The sequence below is a fragment of the Pseudomonas sp. PI1 genome (assembly GCF_000812405.1).
In the GTDB taxonomy this organism is placed as follows: Bacteria; Pseudomonadota; Gammaproteobacteria; order Pseudomonadales; family Pseudomonadaceae; genus Pseudomonas; species Pseudomonas citronellolis.
Genome location: NZ_JWMC01000023.1, coordinates 34,334 through 48,598, shown reverse-complemented (window position 1 = coordinate 48,598; position 14,265 = coordinate 34,334). Strand labels below are relative to the sequence as shown.

12 protein-coding genes and 1 pseudogene are annotated in these 14,265 nt (G+C 69.5%); 6 read left to right on the top strand and 7 right to left on the bottom strand.

Annotated elements, in window-relative coordinates; genetic code table 11:
* Window positions 1–18: 18 nt before the first annotated feature.
* The 3 genes from RN02_RS09940 to RN02_RS09930 form a co-directional block, all read right to left on the bottom strand.
* Window positions 19–480: a bacteriohemerythrin gene (locus tag RN02_RS09940; protein ID WP_009618618.1), complete on the bottom strand. Its 462-nt coding sequence runs from the start codon at window positions 478–480 to the stop codon at window positions 19–21.
* A 201-nt stretch (window positions 481–681) separates the two neighbouring features.
* Window positions 682–1,284, bottom strand: a complete 603-nt coding sequence (locus RN02_RS09935; protein WP_043314279.1) for a glutathione S-transferase family protein — start codon at window positions 1,282–1,284, stop codon at window positions 682–684.
* A gap of 9 nt (window positions 1,285–1,293) precedes the next feature.
* Window positions 1,294–2,460, bottom strand: coding sequence for an aminotransferase-like domain-containing protein (locus RN02_RS09930; RefSeq protein WP_043314278.1), 1,167 nt, complete (start codon window positions 2,458–2,460; stop codon window positions 1,294–1,296).
* Between the two features lie 80 nt (window positions 2,461–2,540).
* Between RN02_RS09930 and RN02_RS09925 the strand changes: the two genes are divergently transcribed.
* Window positions 2,541–2,984 (top strand): MarR family winged helix-turn-helix transcriptional regulator, encoded by a 444-nt coding sequence (locus tag RN02_RS09925; RefSeq protein ID WP_009618612.1) that lies wholly within the window; start codon window positions 2,541–2,543, stop codon window positions 2,982–2,984.
* Here RN02_RS09925 and RN02_RS09920 read toward each other — a convergent pair.
* Complete coding sequence (locus RN02_RS09920) at window positions 2,972–3,619, bottom strand: hypothetical protein (RefSeq protein ID WP_043272164.1); 648 nt, start codon at window positions 3,617–3,619, stop codon at window positions 2,972–2,974. The two genes, RN02_RS09925 and RN02_RS09920, sit on opposite strands and share 13 nt — an antisense overlap.
* A gap of 145 nt (window positions 3,620–3,764) precedes the next feature.
* On the opposite strand from RN02_RS09920, the gene RN02_RS09915 reads away from it, so the two are divergent.
* The 3 genes from RN02_RS09915 (at window position 3,765) to RN02_RS09905 (ending at window position 8,605) form a co-directional block, all read left to right on the top strand.
* Window positions 3,765–4,376, top strand: a complete 612-nt coding sequence (locus RN02_RS09915; protein WP_043314277.1) for a LysE family translocator — start codon at window positions 3,765–3,767, stop codon at window positions 4,374–4,376.
* On the top strand, window positions 4,373–5,566 hold the full coding sequence (locus RN02_RS09910; protein WP_043314276.1) for a benzoate/H(+) symporter BenE family transporter: 1,194 nt from the start codon (window positions 4,373–4,375) through the stop codon (window positions 5,564–5,566). Before RN02_RS09915 ends, RN02_RS09910 begins: the two co-directional genes overlap by 4 nt.
* A 306-nt stretch (window positions 5,567–5,872) precedes the next feature.
* Window positions 5,873–8,605 (top strand): cation-transporting P-type ATPase, encoded by a 2,733-nt coding sequence (locus RN02_RS09905; RefSeq protein ID WP_043314275.1) that lies wholly within the window; start codon window positions 5,873–5,875, stop codon window positions 8,603–8,605.
* Between the two features lie 3 nt (window positions 8,606–8,608).
* Here the strand turns inward: RN02_RS09905 and RN02_RS09900 are convergent, their stop codons facing one another.
* A complete protein-coding gene (locus RN02_RS09900; RefSeq protein ID WP_009618602.1) occupies window positions 8,609–9,370 on the bottom strand; it encodes an SDR family oxidoreductase in 762 nt (253 codons plus the stop codon).
* Between the two features lie 222 nt (window positions 9,371–9,592).
* Here RN02_RS09900 and RN02_RS09895 point away from each other — a divergent pair, with 222 nt between their 5' ends.
* Together RN02_RS09895 and RN02_RS09890 are read left to right on the top strand one after the other, a co-directional pair.
* Entirely contained in the window at window positions 9,593–10,597 is a 1,005-nt protein-coding gene (locus RN02_RS09895) for an NADP-dependent oxidoreductase (protein WP_043314273.1), read from the top strand.
* A gap of 290 nt (window positions 10,598–10,887) precedes the next feature.
* Window positions 10,888–12,627: a SulP family inorganic anion transporter gene (locus tag RN02_RS09890; RefSeq protein WP_043314272.1), complete on the top strand. Its 1,740-nt coding sequence runs from the start codon at window positions 10,888–10,890 to the stop codon at window positions 12,625–12,627.
* A gap of 237 nt (window positions 12,628–12,864) precedes the next feature.
* Here RN02_RS09890 and RN02_RS34665 read toward each other — a convergent pair whose 3' ends face one another.
* Together RN02_RS34665 and RN02_RS34660 are read right to left on the bottom strand one after the other, a co-directional pair.
* Window positions 12,865–13,578: a methyl-accepting chemotaxis protein gene (locus tag RN02_RS34665; protein ID WP_371857818.1), complete on the bottom strand. Its 714-nt coding sequence runs from the start codon at window positions 13,576–13,578 to the stop codon at window positions 12,865–12,867.
* Between the two features lie 144 nt (window positions 13,579–13,722).
* Window positions 13,723–13,917, bottom strand: a pseudogene (locus RN02_RS34660) (HAMP domain-containing protein); the annotation flags it as partial.
* Between the last annotated feature and the right edge of the window lie 348 nt (window positions 13,918–14,265).

Genomic DNA, 14,265 nt, shown 5'->3' with positions numbered 1-14,265 from the left:
CGGTTTCGCCCGCCGGCGTCAGCCGAAGAAGCGCTTCATCGAGCGCGACAGCCAGCCGCCGTGGCTCTGGTCGTGGGTCAGCTCGTGCATGCTGGCCTTGACCGACTCCACGTAGTTGGCGTCGTCGTTGCGGATGTGGGTGAACAGCCAGCGCCCGAGCAGCCCCTTGAGTTCCTCGGCGACGTCCTCGCCGGCGGCGAAGCGCAGGCGGTAGTCGGATACGCGCTTGATGAAGAGTTCGTGGACCTTCTTGTGGGCGCGGGTGAACTGGTAGCCGGAGTCTTCCAGCAGGGTTTCCTCGAAGGCGAAGTGCGACTGGGTGTAGTCCACCAGTTCCTCGATCACCTCGCCGACCCGCGCCTTGTCCAGGGTGCCCTGGGCCTCGTGCAGCTGGTTGATCATCTCGACGATTCGCTTGTGCTGGTTGTCGATCACCTGGATGCCGGTGTTCAGGTCATCCTGCCAGACCAGATAGGCCATTTTTCCCTCCCCCACCGGTCGCCGGCATTCCTGCCGCCGCGGCCCGGCTACTGCTCTATTGTTGGCTGGGTCCAGGGTAGGGAGGCGAAACGGCGCGCGCCATGATGCCCGTCAATGGGGAGGCCCTTAAACTGCGAGCCAGAGCGCACGAATACGAAAAAGCCCGCGCGATGGCGGGCTTCTTCTGACACTTCGGGCCCCTCAGTCGAGCATGTCGACGTGCCGCGGGTGCGCCGCGACGCGCGCCATCCAGGCATTGATCGCCGGGTAGCCGGAGAGGTCGAAACCGCCCTGGTGCGCCACGTGGGTGTAGGCGTACAGGGTGATGTCGGCAATGGAGTAGCTGTCGCCCACCAGGTAGGGCGTGCGCGCCAGCTGCTGCTCCATCACGTCCAGGGCCTTGTAGCCGCCCTTGAGGCAGTCCTCGTACTCGGCGCGGCGCTCGTCCGGCATCTTCAGGTAGAACTGGATGAAACGCGCCACCGCCACGTAGGGCTCGTGGCTGTACTGCTCGAAGAACTGCCACTGCAGCACCTGGGTGCGCAGGCGCGGCTCCTTCGGCAGCAGCTCGCTGCCGTCGGCGAGGAAGTTGAGGATGGCGTTGGATTCCCACAGGCAGCTGCCGTCCTCCAGTTCCAGCACCGGCACCTTGCCGTTGGGGTTCTTCGCCAGGAATTCCGGGGTCTGCGTCTCGCCCTTGAGGATGTCGACGTCCTGCCACTGGTACGGCAGGCCCAGCAAGTGCAGGACCAGCTTGACCTTGTAGCAGTTGCCGGACAACCGGTCGCCGTAGACGGTGTACATGTCGCCTCCTCAGGCAGGTTGGGCCGCTTGCGCTTCGCGGATCACCGCAGCCAGGCGGCGCAGGCCTTCGCCCAGGCGCTCCGGCGCCACGTGGCTGAAGTTCAGGCGCAGGTGGCCGGGGTTGGCGTCGGGGTCGGTGAAGAAGGGTTCGCCGGGCATGAAGGCCACGTTCTGCTGCAGGGCCTTGTCCAGCAGGCCGCGGGTGTCCAGCGGCTGCTTCAGGGTCAGCCAGAAGAACAGCCCGCCCTGGGGCACGTTCCACTCGGCCAGGTCGGCGAAGTGTTCTTCCAGCTGGGCCTGCATGGCGTCGCGGCGGATGCGGTAGAAGTCGCGCAGCTCGGCCAGGTGGCCGCGGTAGGCCTCGGTGCCGAACCACTGCAGGGCCTGCCACTGGCCGATGCGGTTGGTGTGCAGGTCGGCCGACTGCTTCAGGCGCAGCAGGTGCGGGAACAGGTCCGGGGTGGCGATCAGGAAGCCCACGCGCAGGCCCGGCAGCAGGGTCTTGGAGACGGTGCCGGTGTAGATCCAGCTGGCCTTCTTCAGACGGCTGACCAGCGGGGTGGCGCTGCCGGCGTCGAACACCAGCTCGCGGTAGGGTTCGTCTTCGATCAGGGTCACGCCGAACTCGTCGAGCAGCGCCGCCACTTCGTCGCGGCGTTCTTCGCTGTAGCGCACGCCGGACGGATTCTGGAAGGTCGGGATGAGGTAGGCGAAGGCCGGCTTGTGCCGCTCCAGGCGCTGGCGCAGGGCGGCCACGTCCGGGCCCTCGGCGCCCAGCGGCACGGTCACGCAGTCGGCGCCGAACAGTTGGAAGGCCTGCAGCGCGGCCAGGTAGGTCGGCGCTTCGAGCAACACCTCGGTGCCCGGGTCGATGAACAGCTTGCTGGCAAGGTCGAGGGTCTGCTGCGAACCGCTGACGATCAGCACCTGGCTGGCATCGCAGGGCACGCCCAGGGCCCGCGCTTCGGCGGCGATGGCCTCGCGCAGGGCCGGCTCGCCCTCGCTCATGCCGTACTGGCCCATGCTGGCCGGCATGTCCGCCCATTCCACCTTGGGCAGCATGGGTTCGGCCGGCAGGCCGCCGGCGAAGGACATCACCTCCGGACGTTGCGCCGCAGCGAGGATTTCACGGATCAGGGAGCTTTTCAGGCGGGCGATACGTTCGGAGAAGGCCATGGGGTCACCGGTAGCGGAGGCAGGAGCAAATGGGTCAAACTGGTTGACCGAAGCTACGACGGCCGAACGGATACGTCAATATGCCTGACCTTCTGCCCTCCGACACCTGGTCGGAAGCCATGCAAGCCTTTTACTTCAGCTACCGGGCGTTCACCGCCAAGCCGGACGAGATCCTCGCCCGCCGCGGCCTGGGCCGGGTGCACCACCGCATCCTGTTCTTCGTCGCGCGCCAGAGCGGCTTGAGCGTGAAGGAGCTGCTGGCCACCCTGGGCGTGAGCAAGCAGGCGCTGAACATGCCGCTGCGGCAATTGCAGGAGATGCAGCTGATCCGCAGCGAAGCCTCGCCGGCCGACAAGCGCAAGCGCCTGCTCAGCCTCACCGCCGAGGGCGCCAAGCTGGAACGGGCCCTGCGCAACGAGCAGGCGCGCCTGCTGCAGCGCGCCTTCGCCGAGGCCGGCGAAGAGGCGGTGCACGGCTGGCTGGCGGTCAACCAGGCCCTGGCGCAGCCGCTTCAGGAAACCTGAGCGCCGCCCTCCAGCTCCCGCGCGCCGCGCAGGAACATCAGCGCCAGCGGCAGCAGCGCCGCGGCGGCCAGGACGGTGCCGGGGATGAACAGCAGGATGCTGGCCATGCACACGCCCGAGAGCACGTCGAGCCAGCCCAGCACCTTCACCGAGGGGTACGGCAGGCCGATCTTCAGCACCCGCACGCCATACCACAGGCCCACCAGGCCGCTGGGCAGGAACAGCGCCATGAAGCCAGCCAGGGCGGCATTGGGCGTGCCGTCGAGCTGGGCGTCGAAGATCACCGCATAGGCCTGGATCACCAGCGCCAGGCCGATGGACAGCCACAGCGGCCAGGCCATGCCGCGGGCGCCGAAGCGCTCGACTAGGAACTGCGTGGCGCGCCAGCTGAGGTAGCAGCCGAGCAGCGTGCAGAGCACGCCCAGCCACAGGCTGTAGCTGTCCAGGGCGTCGCCGCGCCCGCTGCCGCCGAGGAACGACAGGCCGAACAGCACGCTCTGCGCCAGCAGCAGCGCCAGGCTCAGCCAGGCCAGCAGGCGCAGGTGGCCGGGGCTCCAGCGGCCGCCGGCGAGGCTGGCCGGGGTGCGCGCCTCGATCAGCTCGACCTTGGGCGCGGCATAGGGGTTGTGGTCCATGGCGGGACTCCACGACTGCGACCTGCCCACCATATCCACAGCACGCCGGGCGCGCCACTGTACGGCCCGATCCGCCCCTGGCTGTTACGCGACAGCCCGCAGGCCGGGGGTTAGGCTGCGGAAAAACCACAAGACGCGTGCCGCCATGCCCCTCGAACTCCTGGCCGCCTTCATCGGCTTCGCCTTCGTCACCTCCATCACGCCCGGGCCGAACAACATGATGCTGCTGGCCTCCGGGGTGAATTTCGGCGTGCGCCGCACCGTCCCGCACATGCTCGGCATCAGCATCGGCTTCCTGCTGCTGGTGGTCGCCGTGGGCCTGGGGCTGGACCAGCTGTTCCACGCCTTCCCCTTCACCTACCAGGCGCTGCGCTACCTGGGCGCGGCCTACCTGCTGTACCTGGCCTGGAGCATCGCCCGCGCCGGCGCGCCGCAGGCCAACGGGCGCGGCAGCGGCAAGCCGTTCAGCTTCCTGCAGGCGGCGGCCTTCCAGTGGGTCAACCCCAAGGCCTGGATCATGGCCATCGGCGCCATCACCACCTATACCCCGCAGCAGGGCTTCGTCGGCAACGTGCTGCTGATCGCGGTGCTGTTCGCCGTGGTCAACCTGCCCAGCGTCGGCGTCTGGACGGTGCTCGGCAGTTGCCTGCGGCACTGGCTGGAACAGCCGGCGCGGCGCCGCGTGTTCAATATCGGCATGGCCCTGCTGCTGGTAGCCTCCCTCTACCCCCTGTTCGTGGACATCACCCCCGCATGACCGATTCGACCAGCGCGCGCCTGCGCCCCTTCGCCGACTCCTCCCCCGCCGCCGTGGTGGCCGGCTTCGTCGCCATGCTCACCGGCTACACCAGCTCGCTGGTGCTGATGTTCCAGGCCGGCCAGGCCGCCGGGCTGAGCAACGCGCAGATTTCCTCGTGGATCTGGGCGCTGTCCATCGGCATGGCGCTGACCACCATCGGCCTGACCCTGCGCTACCGCACGCCCATCGTCATCGCCTGGTCCACCCCCGGCGCCGCGCTGCTGATCAGCAGCCTGCCGGGCGTGCCCTACTCGGAAGCCATCGGCGCCTTCATCGTCTGTGCCGGGCTGATCACCCTATGCGGCGTCACCGGCAGCTTCGACCGCCTGATGCGCCAGGTGCCCGGCTCGCTGGCCTCGGCCCTGCTGGCCGGGGTGTTGTTCCGCATCTGCATCGAGATCTGCCGTGCGGCCGAGCAGCAGACGCTGCTGGTGGCGGCGATGTTCCTCAGCTACCTGCTGGCCAAGCGCCTGTCGCCGCGCTACGCGGTGTTCGTCGCGCTGCTGGTGGGCGTGGCCCTGGCCGGCGCCCTGGGCCTGCTGAACTTCAGCCACTTCCAGCTGGAGCTGGCGAAACCGGTGTGGACCACGCCGAGCTTCTCCCTGGCCGCCACCATCAGCATCGGCATCCCGCTGTTCATCGTCGCCATGGCTTCGCAGAACATGCCGGGCCTGGCCGTGCTGCGCGCCGACGGCTACCAGGTGCCGGCCTCGCCGCTGATCTCCAGCACCGGCATCGCCTCGCTGCTGCTGGCGCCGTTCGGCTCCCACGGCATCAACCTGGCGGCCATCAGCGCGGCCATCTGCACCGGCCCGGAAGCCCACGAGAACCCGCACAAGCGCTACACCGCGGCGCTCTGGTGCGGGGTCTTCTACGGCGTGGCGGGCATCTTCGGCGCCACCCTGGCGGCGCTGTTCGCGGCCCTGCCCAAGGCGCTGGTGCTGTCCATCGCCGCCCTGGCGCTGCTCGGCTCGATCACCAACGGCCTGAGCAACGCCATGGCCGAGGCCCGCCAGCGTGAGGCGGCCATGGTTACGTTCCTGGTGACTGCTTCGGGTTTCACGCTGTTTTCCGTGGGCTCGGCCTTCTGGGGGCTGGTGGCGGGGTTGGTGACGCAGTTGGTGTTGAATTGGCGTCGGGCGATTTGATGAGGAAGGTTCAGGGGTTGGGAGAGAGCCCCTCTCCCCAGCCCTCTCCCTGAAGGGAGAGGGGGCTAGTCCGTGCCAACGGGGAGAATGGCCTACGCCGGATACTTCGCGCTTGCCGGCTAACTGTGGAGTACCCACGCACGCCGAACGGTCCCTTCTCCCTGCCGGCCAAAACAGGCTCCTGCTGTAACAGAATGCAAAACACTGGGCGGACGCCGGTCGCCTGCGCTGTTCCAGGTCAAGCCCGGCGGACACCCGCCTGTCCATGCTGTAGCTCATCCCTGCCCCATCCGACAGGAGCCTTGCATGAGCCGACGCCGCGTTTCCCACTCCGACGCCAGCGCCACGCCCTGGCACAGCCTCGCCGGCGACGAGGTCCAGGCCCGCCTGCGCAGCGGCCCCGGCGGCCTCGACGAGGCCGAGGTGCAAAGCCGCCGCCAGCAATACGGCGAGAACCGCCTGGCGCCGCCGCGCCGGCGCGGCCCGCTGCTGCGCCTGCTGCTGCAGTTCCACAACATCCTGCTCTACGTGATGCTCGCCGCCGCGCTCGTCACCGCGCTGCTCGGCCACTGGGTGGACACCGCGGTGCTGCTGGGCGCGGTGCTGATCAACGCGGTGATCGGCTTCATCCAGGAAGGCAAGGCCGAATCGGCGCTGGACGCCATCCGCGGCATGCTCTCCTCCACCGCCACCGTGGTGCGCCAGGGCAAGCGCCAGCAGATCGACGCCGCCGCCCTGGTCCCCGGCGACCTGGTGCTGCTGGCCTCCGGCGACCGCGTGCCGGCCGACCTGCGCCTGCTCGGCGGCAAGGAACTGCGCGTCGACGAGGCGGCCTTGACCGGCGAATCCCTGCCGGTGGAGAAGAACGCCCAGGCGGTGGCCGCCGACGCGCCCCTGGGCGACCGCTACGGCATGGCCTACTCCGGCACCCTGGTGGTCTACGGCCAGGCCCGCGGCCTGGTGGTGGGCACCGGGGCGGACACCGAGCTGGGGCGCATCAACCAGATGCTCAGCAGCGTGGAGAACCTGACCACCCCGCTGCTGCGGCAGATCGACCGTTTCGGCCGCATCCTGGCCATGGTCATCCTCGGCATCGGCGCCCTGGTGTTCCTGCTCGGCACCCTGTGGCTGGGCGAGACGCCGGAGCAGATGTTCATGATGGTGGTGGCCCTGGTGGCCTCGGCCATCCCCGAGGGGCTGCCGGCGATCATGACCGTGACCCTCGCCCTGGGCGTGCAGCGCATGGCCCGCCAGCGCGCCATCGTGCGGCGCCTGCCGGCGGTGGAGACGCTGGGCTCGGTGACGGTGATCTGCTCGGACAAGACCGGCACCCTGACCTGCAACGAGATGACCGTGCAGCGCCTGGTCTGCGCCGAGCGGGTGTACGAGGTGGAAGGCGTCGGCTACGCCCCCGAGGGCGGCTTCAGCGTCGACGGCCGCGCCGTGCAGCCGGACGCGCAACCGGCGGCGCTGCAGGCGATCCGCGCCGGGGTGCTGTGCAACGACGCCCAACTGCGCGAGGACGGCGGCCAGTGGAGCATCGAGGGCGACCCCACCGAAGGCGCGCTGCTGGTGCTCGGCGCCAAGGCCGGGCTGCCCCAGGAAATCTGCGCCCGGGACTGGCCGCGGCTGGACAGCATTCCCTTCGAGTCGCAGCACCGTTTCATGGCCAGCAGCCACCAGGACGCCGAAGGCCGCCCGTGGATACTGGTCAAGGGCGCACCGGAGCGCATCCTCGAAATGTGCTCGACGCAGCTCACCGATGCCGGCGCGGCGCCGCTGGACCCGGACTACTGGCGGCGCATGGCCACCGACACCGCCGCCCGCGGCCTGCGCCTGCTGGCCCTGGCCGCGCGGCAGGCGGCGCCGCAGGGCGCGCAACTGGGTTTCGACGACATCGCCGAGGGCTTCACTCTGCTGGCCCTGGTGGGCCTGATCGACCCGCCACGGGCCGAGGCCATCGCCGCCGTGGCGCACTGCCAGCAGGCCGGCATCCGCGTCAAGATGATCACCGGCGACCATGCCGAGACCGCCCGCGCCATCGGCGCGCGGCTGGGCATCGGCGTCGGCCGCCCGGCGGTGACCGGCGCCGAGGTGGCGCTGATGGACGACGCCGAGCTGCGCCGCGTGGCCCTGGAGGTGGACGTGTTCGCCCGCGCCAGCCCCGAGCACAAGCTGCGCCTGGTGCAGGCCCTGCAGGAAGACGGCCAGGTGGTGGCGATGACCGGCGACGGCGTCAACGACGCCCCGGCGCTCAAGCGCGCCGAGGTCGGCGTGGCCATGGGCCGCAAGGGTACCGAGGCGGCGCGCGAGGCCGCCGACGTGGTGCTGGCCGACGACAACTTCGCCAGCATCGCCAGCGCCGTGCGCGAGGGCCGCGCGGTCTACGACAACCTGAAGAAATTCATCCTGTTCATGCTGCCGACCAACGGCGGCGAAGCGCTGGTGGTGATCGCCGCGCTGTTCCTCGGCCTGGGCCTGCCGCTGACGCCGGCGCAGGTGCTGTGGATCAACATGGTCACCTCCAGCACCCTGGGCCTGGCCCTGGCCTTCGAGCCGGCCGAGCGCGACATCATGCGCCGCCGCCCGCGGCCGCCGGGCAACGCCCTGCTTTCCGGATTCTTCGTCTGGCGCGTGCTGATGGTGGCGCTGCTGATGATGCTCGGCGCCTTCGGCCTGTTCCTCTGGGAGCTGCAGCGCGGCACCGGCATCGAGTCGGCGCGGACCATGGCGGTCAACGCGGTGGTGATCGGGGAGATGTTCTACCTGATCAACAGCCGCTCGATCTTCGCCTCGGTGCTCAACCGCGAGGGCCTGTTCGGCAACCGCTGGGTGCTGCTGGCCATCGCCGCGTGCATCCCGCTGCAGTTGGCCTTCACCTACGCGCCCTGGATGCAGGACATCTTCGGCTCCAGGGGCCTGAGCCCGGCCGAATGGCTACGGGCGCTGGGCGCCGGGCTGCTGGTGTTCCTCGGCGCCGAGCTGGAGAAGTGGGTGATCCGCCGCAGCGGCCTGGCGCAGCGCCTGGCCAGGCACTGAGCCTCAGAGCGCGGTGTGCCCGCCATCCACCGGCAGCGCGATGCCGGTGGTGAAGCCGGCGTTGTCGCTGCACAGGTAGAGCACCGCCGCGGCGATCTCCTCGACCTGGCCGACGCGGCCCACCGGGTGCATGGCGGCGGCGAACTCGGCCTTCTTCGGGTCGGCCTCGTAGGCGCGGCGGAACATGTCGGTGTCGATCACCGCCGGGCACACGGCGTTGATGCGCACCTTCTTCTTCGCGTATTCCACGGCCGCCGACTTGGTCAGGCCGATCACCGCGTGCTTGGAGGCGGCGTAGATGCTCATCTTCGGCGCCGCGCCCAGGCCGGCCACCGAGGCGGTATTGACGATGGCGCCGCCGCCCTGGGCGAGCATCACCGGGATCTGGTGCTTCATGCACAGCCAGACGCCCTTGACGTTCACCCCCATGATGGCGTCGAACTCGCTTTCCTTGCCCTCGGCCAGCCGGCCCTGCTCGATCTCGATGCCGGCGTTGTTGAAGGCGTAGTCCAGGCGGCCGTAGGCCTCCACCGTGGCGGCGACCAGCGCCTGGACCTCGGCGTCGCGGGTCACGTCGCAGCGGATGAAGCGCGCATCGCCGCCGGCGGCGCGGATCAGCTCGACAGTGGCTTCGCCGCCAGCTGCGTCGACGTCGGAAACCACCACCTTGATGCCCTCGCGGGCGAAGGCCTGGGCGGTGGCGCGGCCGATACCGGCGGCGGCGCCGGTGACCAGGGCGACCTGGCCGGAAAGCAGCTGACTCATGGACTGTCCTCGAACGGATGGAGAATCGTCCGAGTCTAGCCGGCGCCCGCCGCGGGCAAAGCATTATCAGGCCGCTGTAGCTCGTACTATCCGTGCGAGTGATGAATACCTCGCGTCTGGATCATTTACATGGATAACCGGGCATTCTCGTGGTCGGCGGCAGCTTGCCGACGCCGCCGCCGCGGACTATCCCTAGGTTTTCCCCTCCCCGAGGCCACTGCCATGACCGCCCCGCTCAACCGCCAGTTCGTGCTCGCCCAGCGCCCCCAGGGCGCCATCGACCAGGACACCTTCCGCTACCAGGAAACCCCGCTCGGCGAGCCCGGCCCGGGCCAGGTGCTGGTGCGCAACCTGTACCTGTCGCTGGACCCGGCCATGCGCGGCTGGCTCAACGACGCCAAGTCCTACATTCCGCCGGTGGGCCTGGGCGAGGTGATGCGCGCCCTCGGCGTGGGCCAGGTGGTGGCCTCGAACAACCCGGCCTTCGTCGTCGGCGACCACGTCAACGGCGCCCTCGGCGTGCAGGACTACTTCCTCGGCGAGCCCAGGGGCTTCTACAAGGTCGACGCGAACCGCGCGCCGCTGCCGCTGTACCTCTCGGCCCTGGGCATGACCGGCATGACCGCCTACTTCGGCCTGCTCGACGTCGGCCTGCCCAAGGCCGGCGAGACCGTGGTGGTTTCCGCCGCGGCCGGCGCGGTGGGCAGCGTGGTCGGGCAGATCGCCAAGATCAAGGGCTGCAACGTGATCGGCATCGCCGGCGGCGAGGACAAGTGCCGCTACCTGGTGCAGGAACTGGGCTTCGACGGCGCCGTCGACTACAAGAACGAAGATCTCGCCCTGGGCCTGAAGCGTTGCTGCCCCAACGGCATCGACGTGTTCTTCGACAACGTCGGCGGCGACATCCTCGATGCCTGCCTGGCGCGCCTGGCGCCCAAGGCGCGCATCGTGATCTGCGGCGCCATCAGCCAGTACAACAACAGGCAGGCGGTGAAAGGCCCGGCCAACTACCTGTCGCTGCTGGTCAACCGCGCGCGCATGGAAGGCATGGTGGTGATGGACTACGCCAGCCGCTTCCCCGAGGCCATGCGCGAGATGGCCGGCTGGCTGGCCGAGGGCAAGCTGAAGTCCAGGGAAGACATAGTCGAAGGCCTGCAAACCTTCCCGCAGACGGTGCTGAAGCTGTTCAGCGGGGAGAACTTCGGCAAGCTCATCCTCAAGCTCTGAAGGCTTTGCGACACCCTGCAGGAGCGCCCCCTGGGCGCGATTCGCGGGCAGGGCCCGCTCCTACAGGTGCAGGAGAGCCGCTGACGTAGGATGGGTTGAGCGAAGCGATACCCATCAGCGCAACCGCATGGGTTTCGCAAGCTCAACCCATCCTACGAAGAGCATCCCGGCGCAGCCCTTCTAGCGTCCTCTCGAAATCCTTCGTCTTCCTACGCCTGTAACTGACGCCGGGCAAGCCGCGGCCCTACACTGTGGCTAAGCTTCAGCCCGACGTTTCACGGAAGACACCCATGCCCCTCACCCGCTGGCTGCCCGGCCTGGACAACCTGCTGCACTACCGCTCCGCCTGGCTGCGCCCGGACGTCGTCGCCGGCCTGTCGGTGGCGGCCATCCAGATTCCCACCGCCATCGCCTATGCCCAGATCATCGGCTTCCCGGCCCAGGTCGGGCTCTACGCCTGCATCCTGCCGATGCTGATCTACGCCCTGGTCGGCAGCTCGAAACAACTGATGGTCGGCCCCGACGCCGCCACCGCGGCCATGGTCGCGGCGGCCATCACCCCGCTGGCGGCGGGCGACCCGCAGCGCCTGTTGCAACTGTCGATGATAGTCGCGGTGATGGTCGGCCTGCTGTCCATCGTCGGCGGCCTGGTGCGCGCCGGCTTCATCGCCAGCTTCCTCTCACGTCCGACCCTGGTGGGCTACCTCAACGGCATCGGCCTGAGCCTGATCGCCGGCCAGTTGGGCAAGCTGCTGGGCTACCACACCGAGACCAGCGGCTTCCTCGCCGGCCTGCTGGCCTTGCTGCGCAACCTCGGCAGCACGCACTGGCCGACCCTCGCCCTGGGCGTGGCCACCCTGCTGCTGATGATCCTGCTGCCGCGGCGCTACCCGAAGATTCCCGGCGCCCTGGTCGGCGTGCTGTTCGCCACCCTGGCCAGCGTGGCGCTGGGCCTGGACCGCTACGGCGTCGCCCTGCTCGGCGCGGTGCCCCAGGGCCTGCCGGAGCTGAGCTGGCCACGCACTAGCGTGCAGGAGATGGGCAACCTGTTCCGCGACGCCCTGGGCATCACCATCGTCAGCTTCTGCAGCGCCATGCTCACCGCCCGCAGCTTCGCCGCGCGCCACGGCTACAGCATCGACGCCAGCCGCGAGATGGTCGCCCTGGGCGTGGCCAACATCGGCGCCGGGGTGTCCCAGGGCTTCGTCATCAGCGGCGCCGACTCGCGCACCGCGGTCAACGACATGGTCGGCGGCCAGACGCAGATGGTCGGCATAGTCGCGGCATTGGTCATCGGCCTGGCGCTGGTGCTGTTCAGCGCGCCGCTGGGCTGGATTCCCATGCCGGCCCTGGGCGCGGTGCTGCTGATGGCCGGCTGGGGGCTGATCGACTTCAGCGCGCTCAAGGGCTTCTGGCGCCTGTCGCGCTTCGAGTTCGGCCTGTGCCTGCTGACCACCGTCGGGGTGCTCAGCGTCGGCGTGCTGCCGGGCATCTTCGTGGCCATCGTCATCGCCCTGCTGCGCCTGCTGTACCTGACCTACAAGCCGAGCGACGCGGTGCTCGGCTGGGTCCACGGCATCGACGGCCAGGTCGAGCTGAGCCGCTACCCGCAGGCGCACACCCTGCCGGGCCTGGTGATCTACCGCTTCGACGCGCCGCTGCTGTTCTTCAACGCCGACTACTTCAAGCAGCGCCTGCTGCAGGTGGTGGCGCAGACCAAGGCGCCGCGCGCCGTGCTGCTCAACGCCGAGGGCGTGCTGAACCTGGACGTCAGCGGCCTGACGGTGCTGCGCGAGGTGCAGCAGACTCTGGCGGCGCAGGAGGTGCACCTGTCCCTGGCGCGGGTGCCGCGGGAAACCCTGGCGATGCTGGAGCGCTCCGGCCAGTTGGGCGAGCTGAAGCCGCCGCTGGTGTTCAGCTCGGTGCGCGCGGGGGTGAACGCCTACCGGCGCTGGTACAAGCGCCAGCAGGAGGCCGCCGCAAGCGCAACTGTTCTTGCCCTGGGCAAGCCTGCGGCCCCCTCACCCTAACCCTCTCCCGGAGGGAGAGGGGACCGTTCGGCGTGCGTTGGTGTTTCGGCGTTAGCCGGCTAGCGCAGGGGTTGCCGGCTGAAACCAGGCCTTCTCTCGGCACTGACTGGCCCCCTCTCCCTCCGGGAGAGGGCTGGGGTGAGGGGAAAGCCCGAGCGCAGATGTCATTTCCCTGCAGGAGCGCGCCCTGCGCGCGAATCGCGGACAGAGTCCGCTCCTACAGGGGCTCGGTGCTGCCTACAGGCGGAACTGCCCCACCATCCCCTGCAGGTCGCGGCTGAGCTGGGCCAGTTCGACGCTGGAGGAGGCCGTGGACTCCATGGCCTGGGCCGATTCGTCGGCGATGCCGCGGATGCTGGTGACGCTGCGGTTGATCTCCTCGGCCACCGCGCTCTGCTGCTCGGAGGCCGCGGCGATCTGCTGGTTCATCTGGTGGATCACCGCCACCGCCGCGGCGATCTCGCCCAGCGCGGTCTCGGTCTGCTCGGCGTCGCCGACGCTCTTCTCCACCAGTTGGTGGCTGTGCTGCATGTGCTGCACCGAGGCCTGGGCGCCGTTCTGCAGCGCGCCGATCAGCTTCTCGATCTCCGCCGTCGACTGCTGGGTGCGCCGCGCCAGGGCGCGCACCTCGTCGGCCACCACGGCGAAGCCCCTGCCCTGCTCGCCGGCCCGGGCCGCCTCGATGGCGGCGTTGAGCGCCAGCAGGTTGGTCTGCTCGGCCACCGCCTTGATCACGTCGAGCACGCTGCCGATGTTCTGGCTCTCGCGGCCCAGGTCGTGGATGCTGGCGGAAGCCTCGCGCACCGCCTCGGCCAGCTCGGAAATGCGCCCGAGAGTGCGCCGCACCACCTGCTGCCCGCTGGCCACGGTGCCATCGGCCTGCTCGGCGGAGTGCGCCGCGGCCTCGGCGTTGCGCGCCACCTCGTGGACGGTGGCGGCCATCTGGTTCATCGCCGTGGCCACCTGGTCGGTCTCGGCCTTCTGGCTGTTGACGCCGCTCTGGGTGCGCTCGGTGACGCCGGATAGCGCCTGCGCCGAGGAGGTGATGCGGCCGACGCCTTCATGCAGGCGGCTGACGATGCCGCGCAGGCTCTGCGCCATGGCGTCCACCGCGGCCATCAACTGGCCCACCTCGTCCTTGCGCTCGACGCGGATGGTCTGGCTCAGGTCGCCCTCGGCGATACGGCTGGCCATGCCGATCACCTGGCGCAGCGGGCGCACGATCAGCAGGCTGATCAGCAGCGCGGCCAGGGTACCGACCAGCAGCGCCAGCGCCGCCGAACCGAGCATCGCGCCCACGCTACTGTGCAGCACGCCGACCATGGCCGCCTGCTGCGTGGCGTAGGAGGCATCCACCTGCTGCATCATCTCTTCGGCGCGCTGCGACATCTCGCGGTGCGCCTGCTGTTCCTTGGCCAGGCCGGCGGAGTAGTCGCCGAGGTTGTTGCCGAAGCCGTCGATGTTGGTGGCCACGTCCTTGATCACCGAGACGTAGGCCGGGTCGGTGATTGCAGTCTGCAGTTGCTTCGACAGCTCCAGAGCCTCGTCGGCGGACTTGATGCGCGCATCGCCCGCAGCCTCGCCGTCCTTCTGCTCCAGGCGCGCGCGGGCCTCGTTCAGGCCCTGCAGCACCAGGCG

Excerpts from the sequence above, each read along its gene's own strand:
- RN02_RS09930 (WP_043314278.1), bottom strand. The coding sequence starts at position 2,460 with ATGGCCTTCTCCGAACGTATCGCCCGCCTGAAAAGCTCCCTGATCCGT.
- RN02_RS09925 (WP_009618612.1), top strand. The coding sequence starts at position 2,541 with ATGCCTGACCTTCTGCCCTCCGACACCTGGTCGGAAGCCATGCAAGCC.
- RN02_RS09920 (WP_043272164.1), bottom strand. The coding sequence starts at position 3,619 with ATGGACCACAACCCCTATGCCGCGCCCAAGGTCGAGCTGATCGAGGCG.
- RN02_RS09910 (WP_043314276.1), top strand. The coding sequence starts at position 4,373 with ATGACCGATTCGACCAGCGCGCGCCTGCGCCCCTTCGCCGACTCCTCC.
- RN02_RS09915 (WP_043314277.1), top strand. The coding sequence starts at position 3,765 with ATGCCCCTCGAACTCCTGGCCGCCTTCATCGGCTTCGCCTTCGTCACC.
- RN02_RS09940 (WP_009618618.1), bottom strand. The coding sequence starts at position 480 with ATGGCCTATCTGGTCTGGCAGGATGACCTGAACACCGGCATCCAGGTG.
- RN02_RS09900 (WP_009618602.1), bottom strand. The coding sequence starts at position 9,370 with ATGAGTCAGCTGCTTTCCGGCCAGGTCGCCCTGGTCACCGGCGCCGCC.
- RN02_RS09935 (WP_043314279.1), bottom strand. The coding sequence starts at position 1,284 with ATGTACACCGTCTACGGCGACCGGTTGTCCGGCAACTGCTACAAGGTC.
- RN02_RS09905 (WP_043314275.1), top strand. The coding sequence starts at position 5,873 with ATGAGCCGACGCCGCGTTTCCCACTCCGACGCCAGCGCCACGCCCTGG.
- RN02_RS34665 (WP_371857818.1), bottom strand. The coding sequence starts at position 13,578 with ATGAACCAGATGGCCGCCACCGTCCACGAGGTGGCGCGCAACGCCGAG.
- RN02_RS09890 (WP_043314272.1), top strand. The coding sequence starts at position 10,888 with ATGCCCCTCACCCGCTGGCTGCCCGGCCTGGACAACCTGCTGCACTAC.
- RN02_RS09895 (WP_043314273.1), top strand. The coding sequence starts at position 9,593 with ATGACCGCCCCGCTCAACCGCCAGTTCGTGCTCGCCCAGCGCCCCCAG.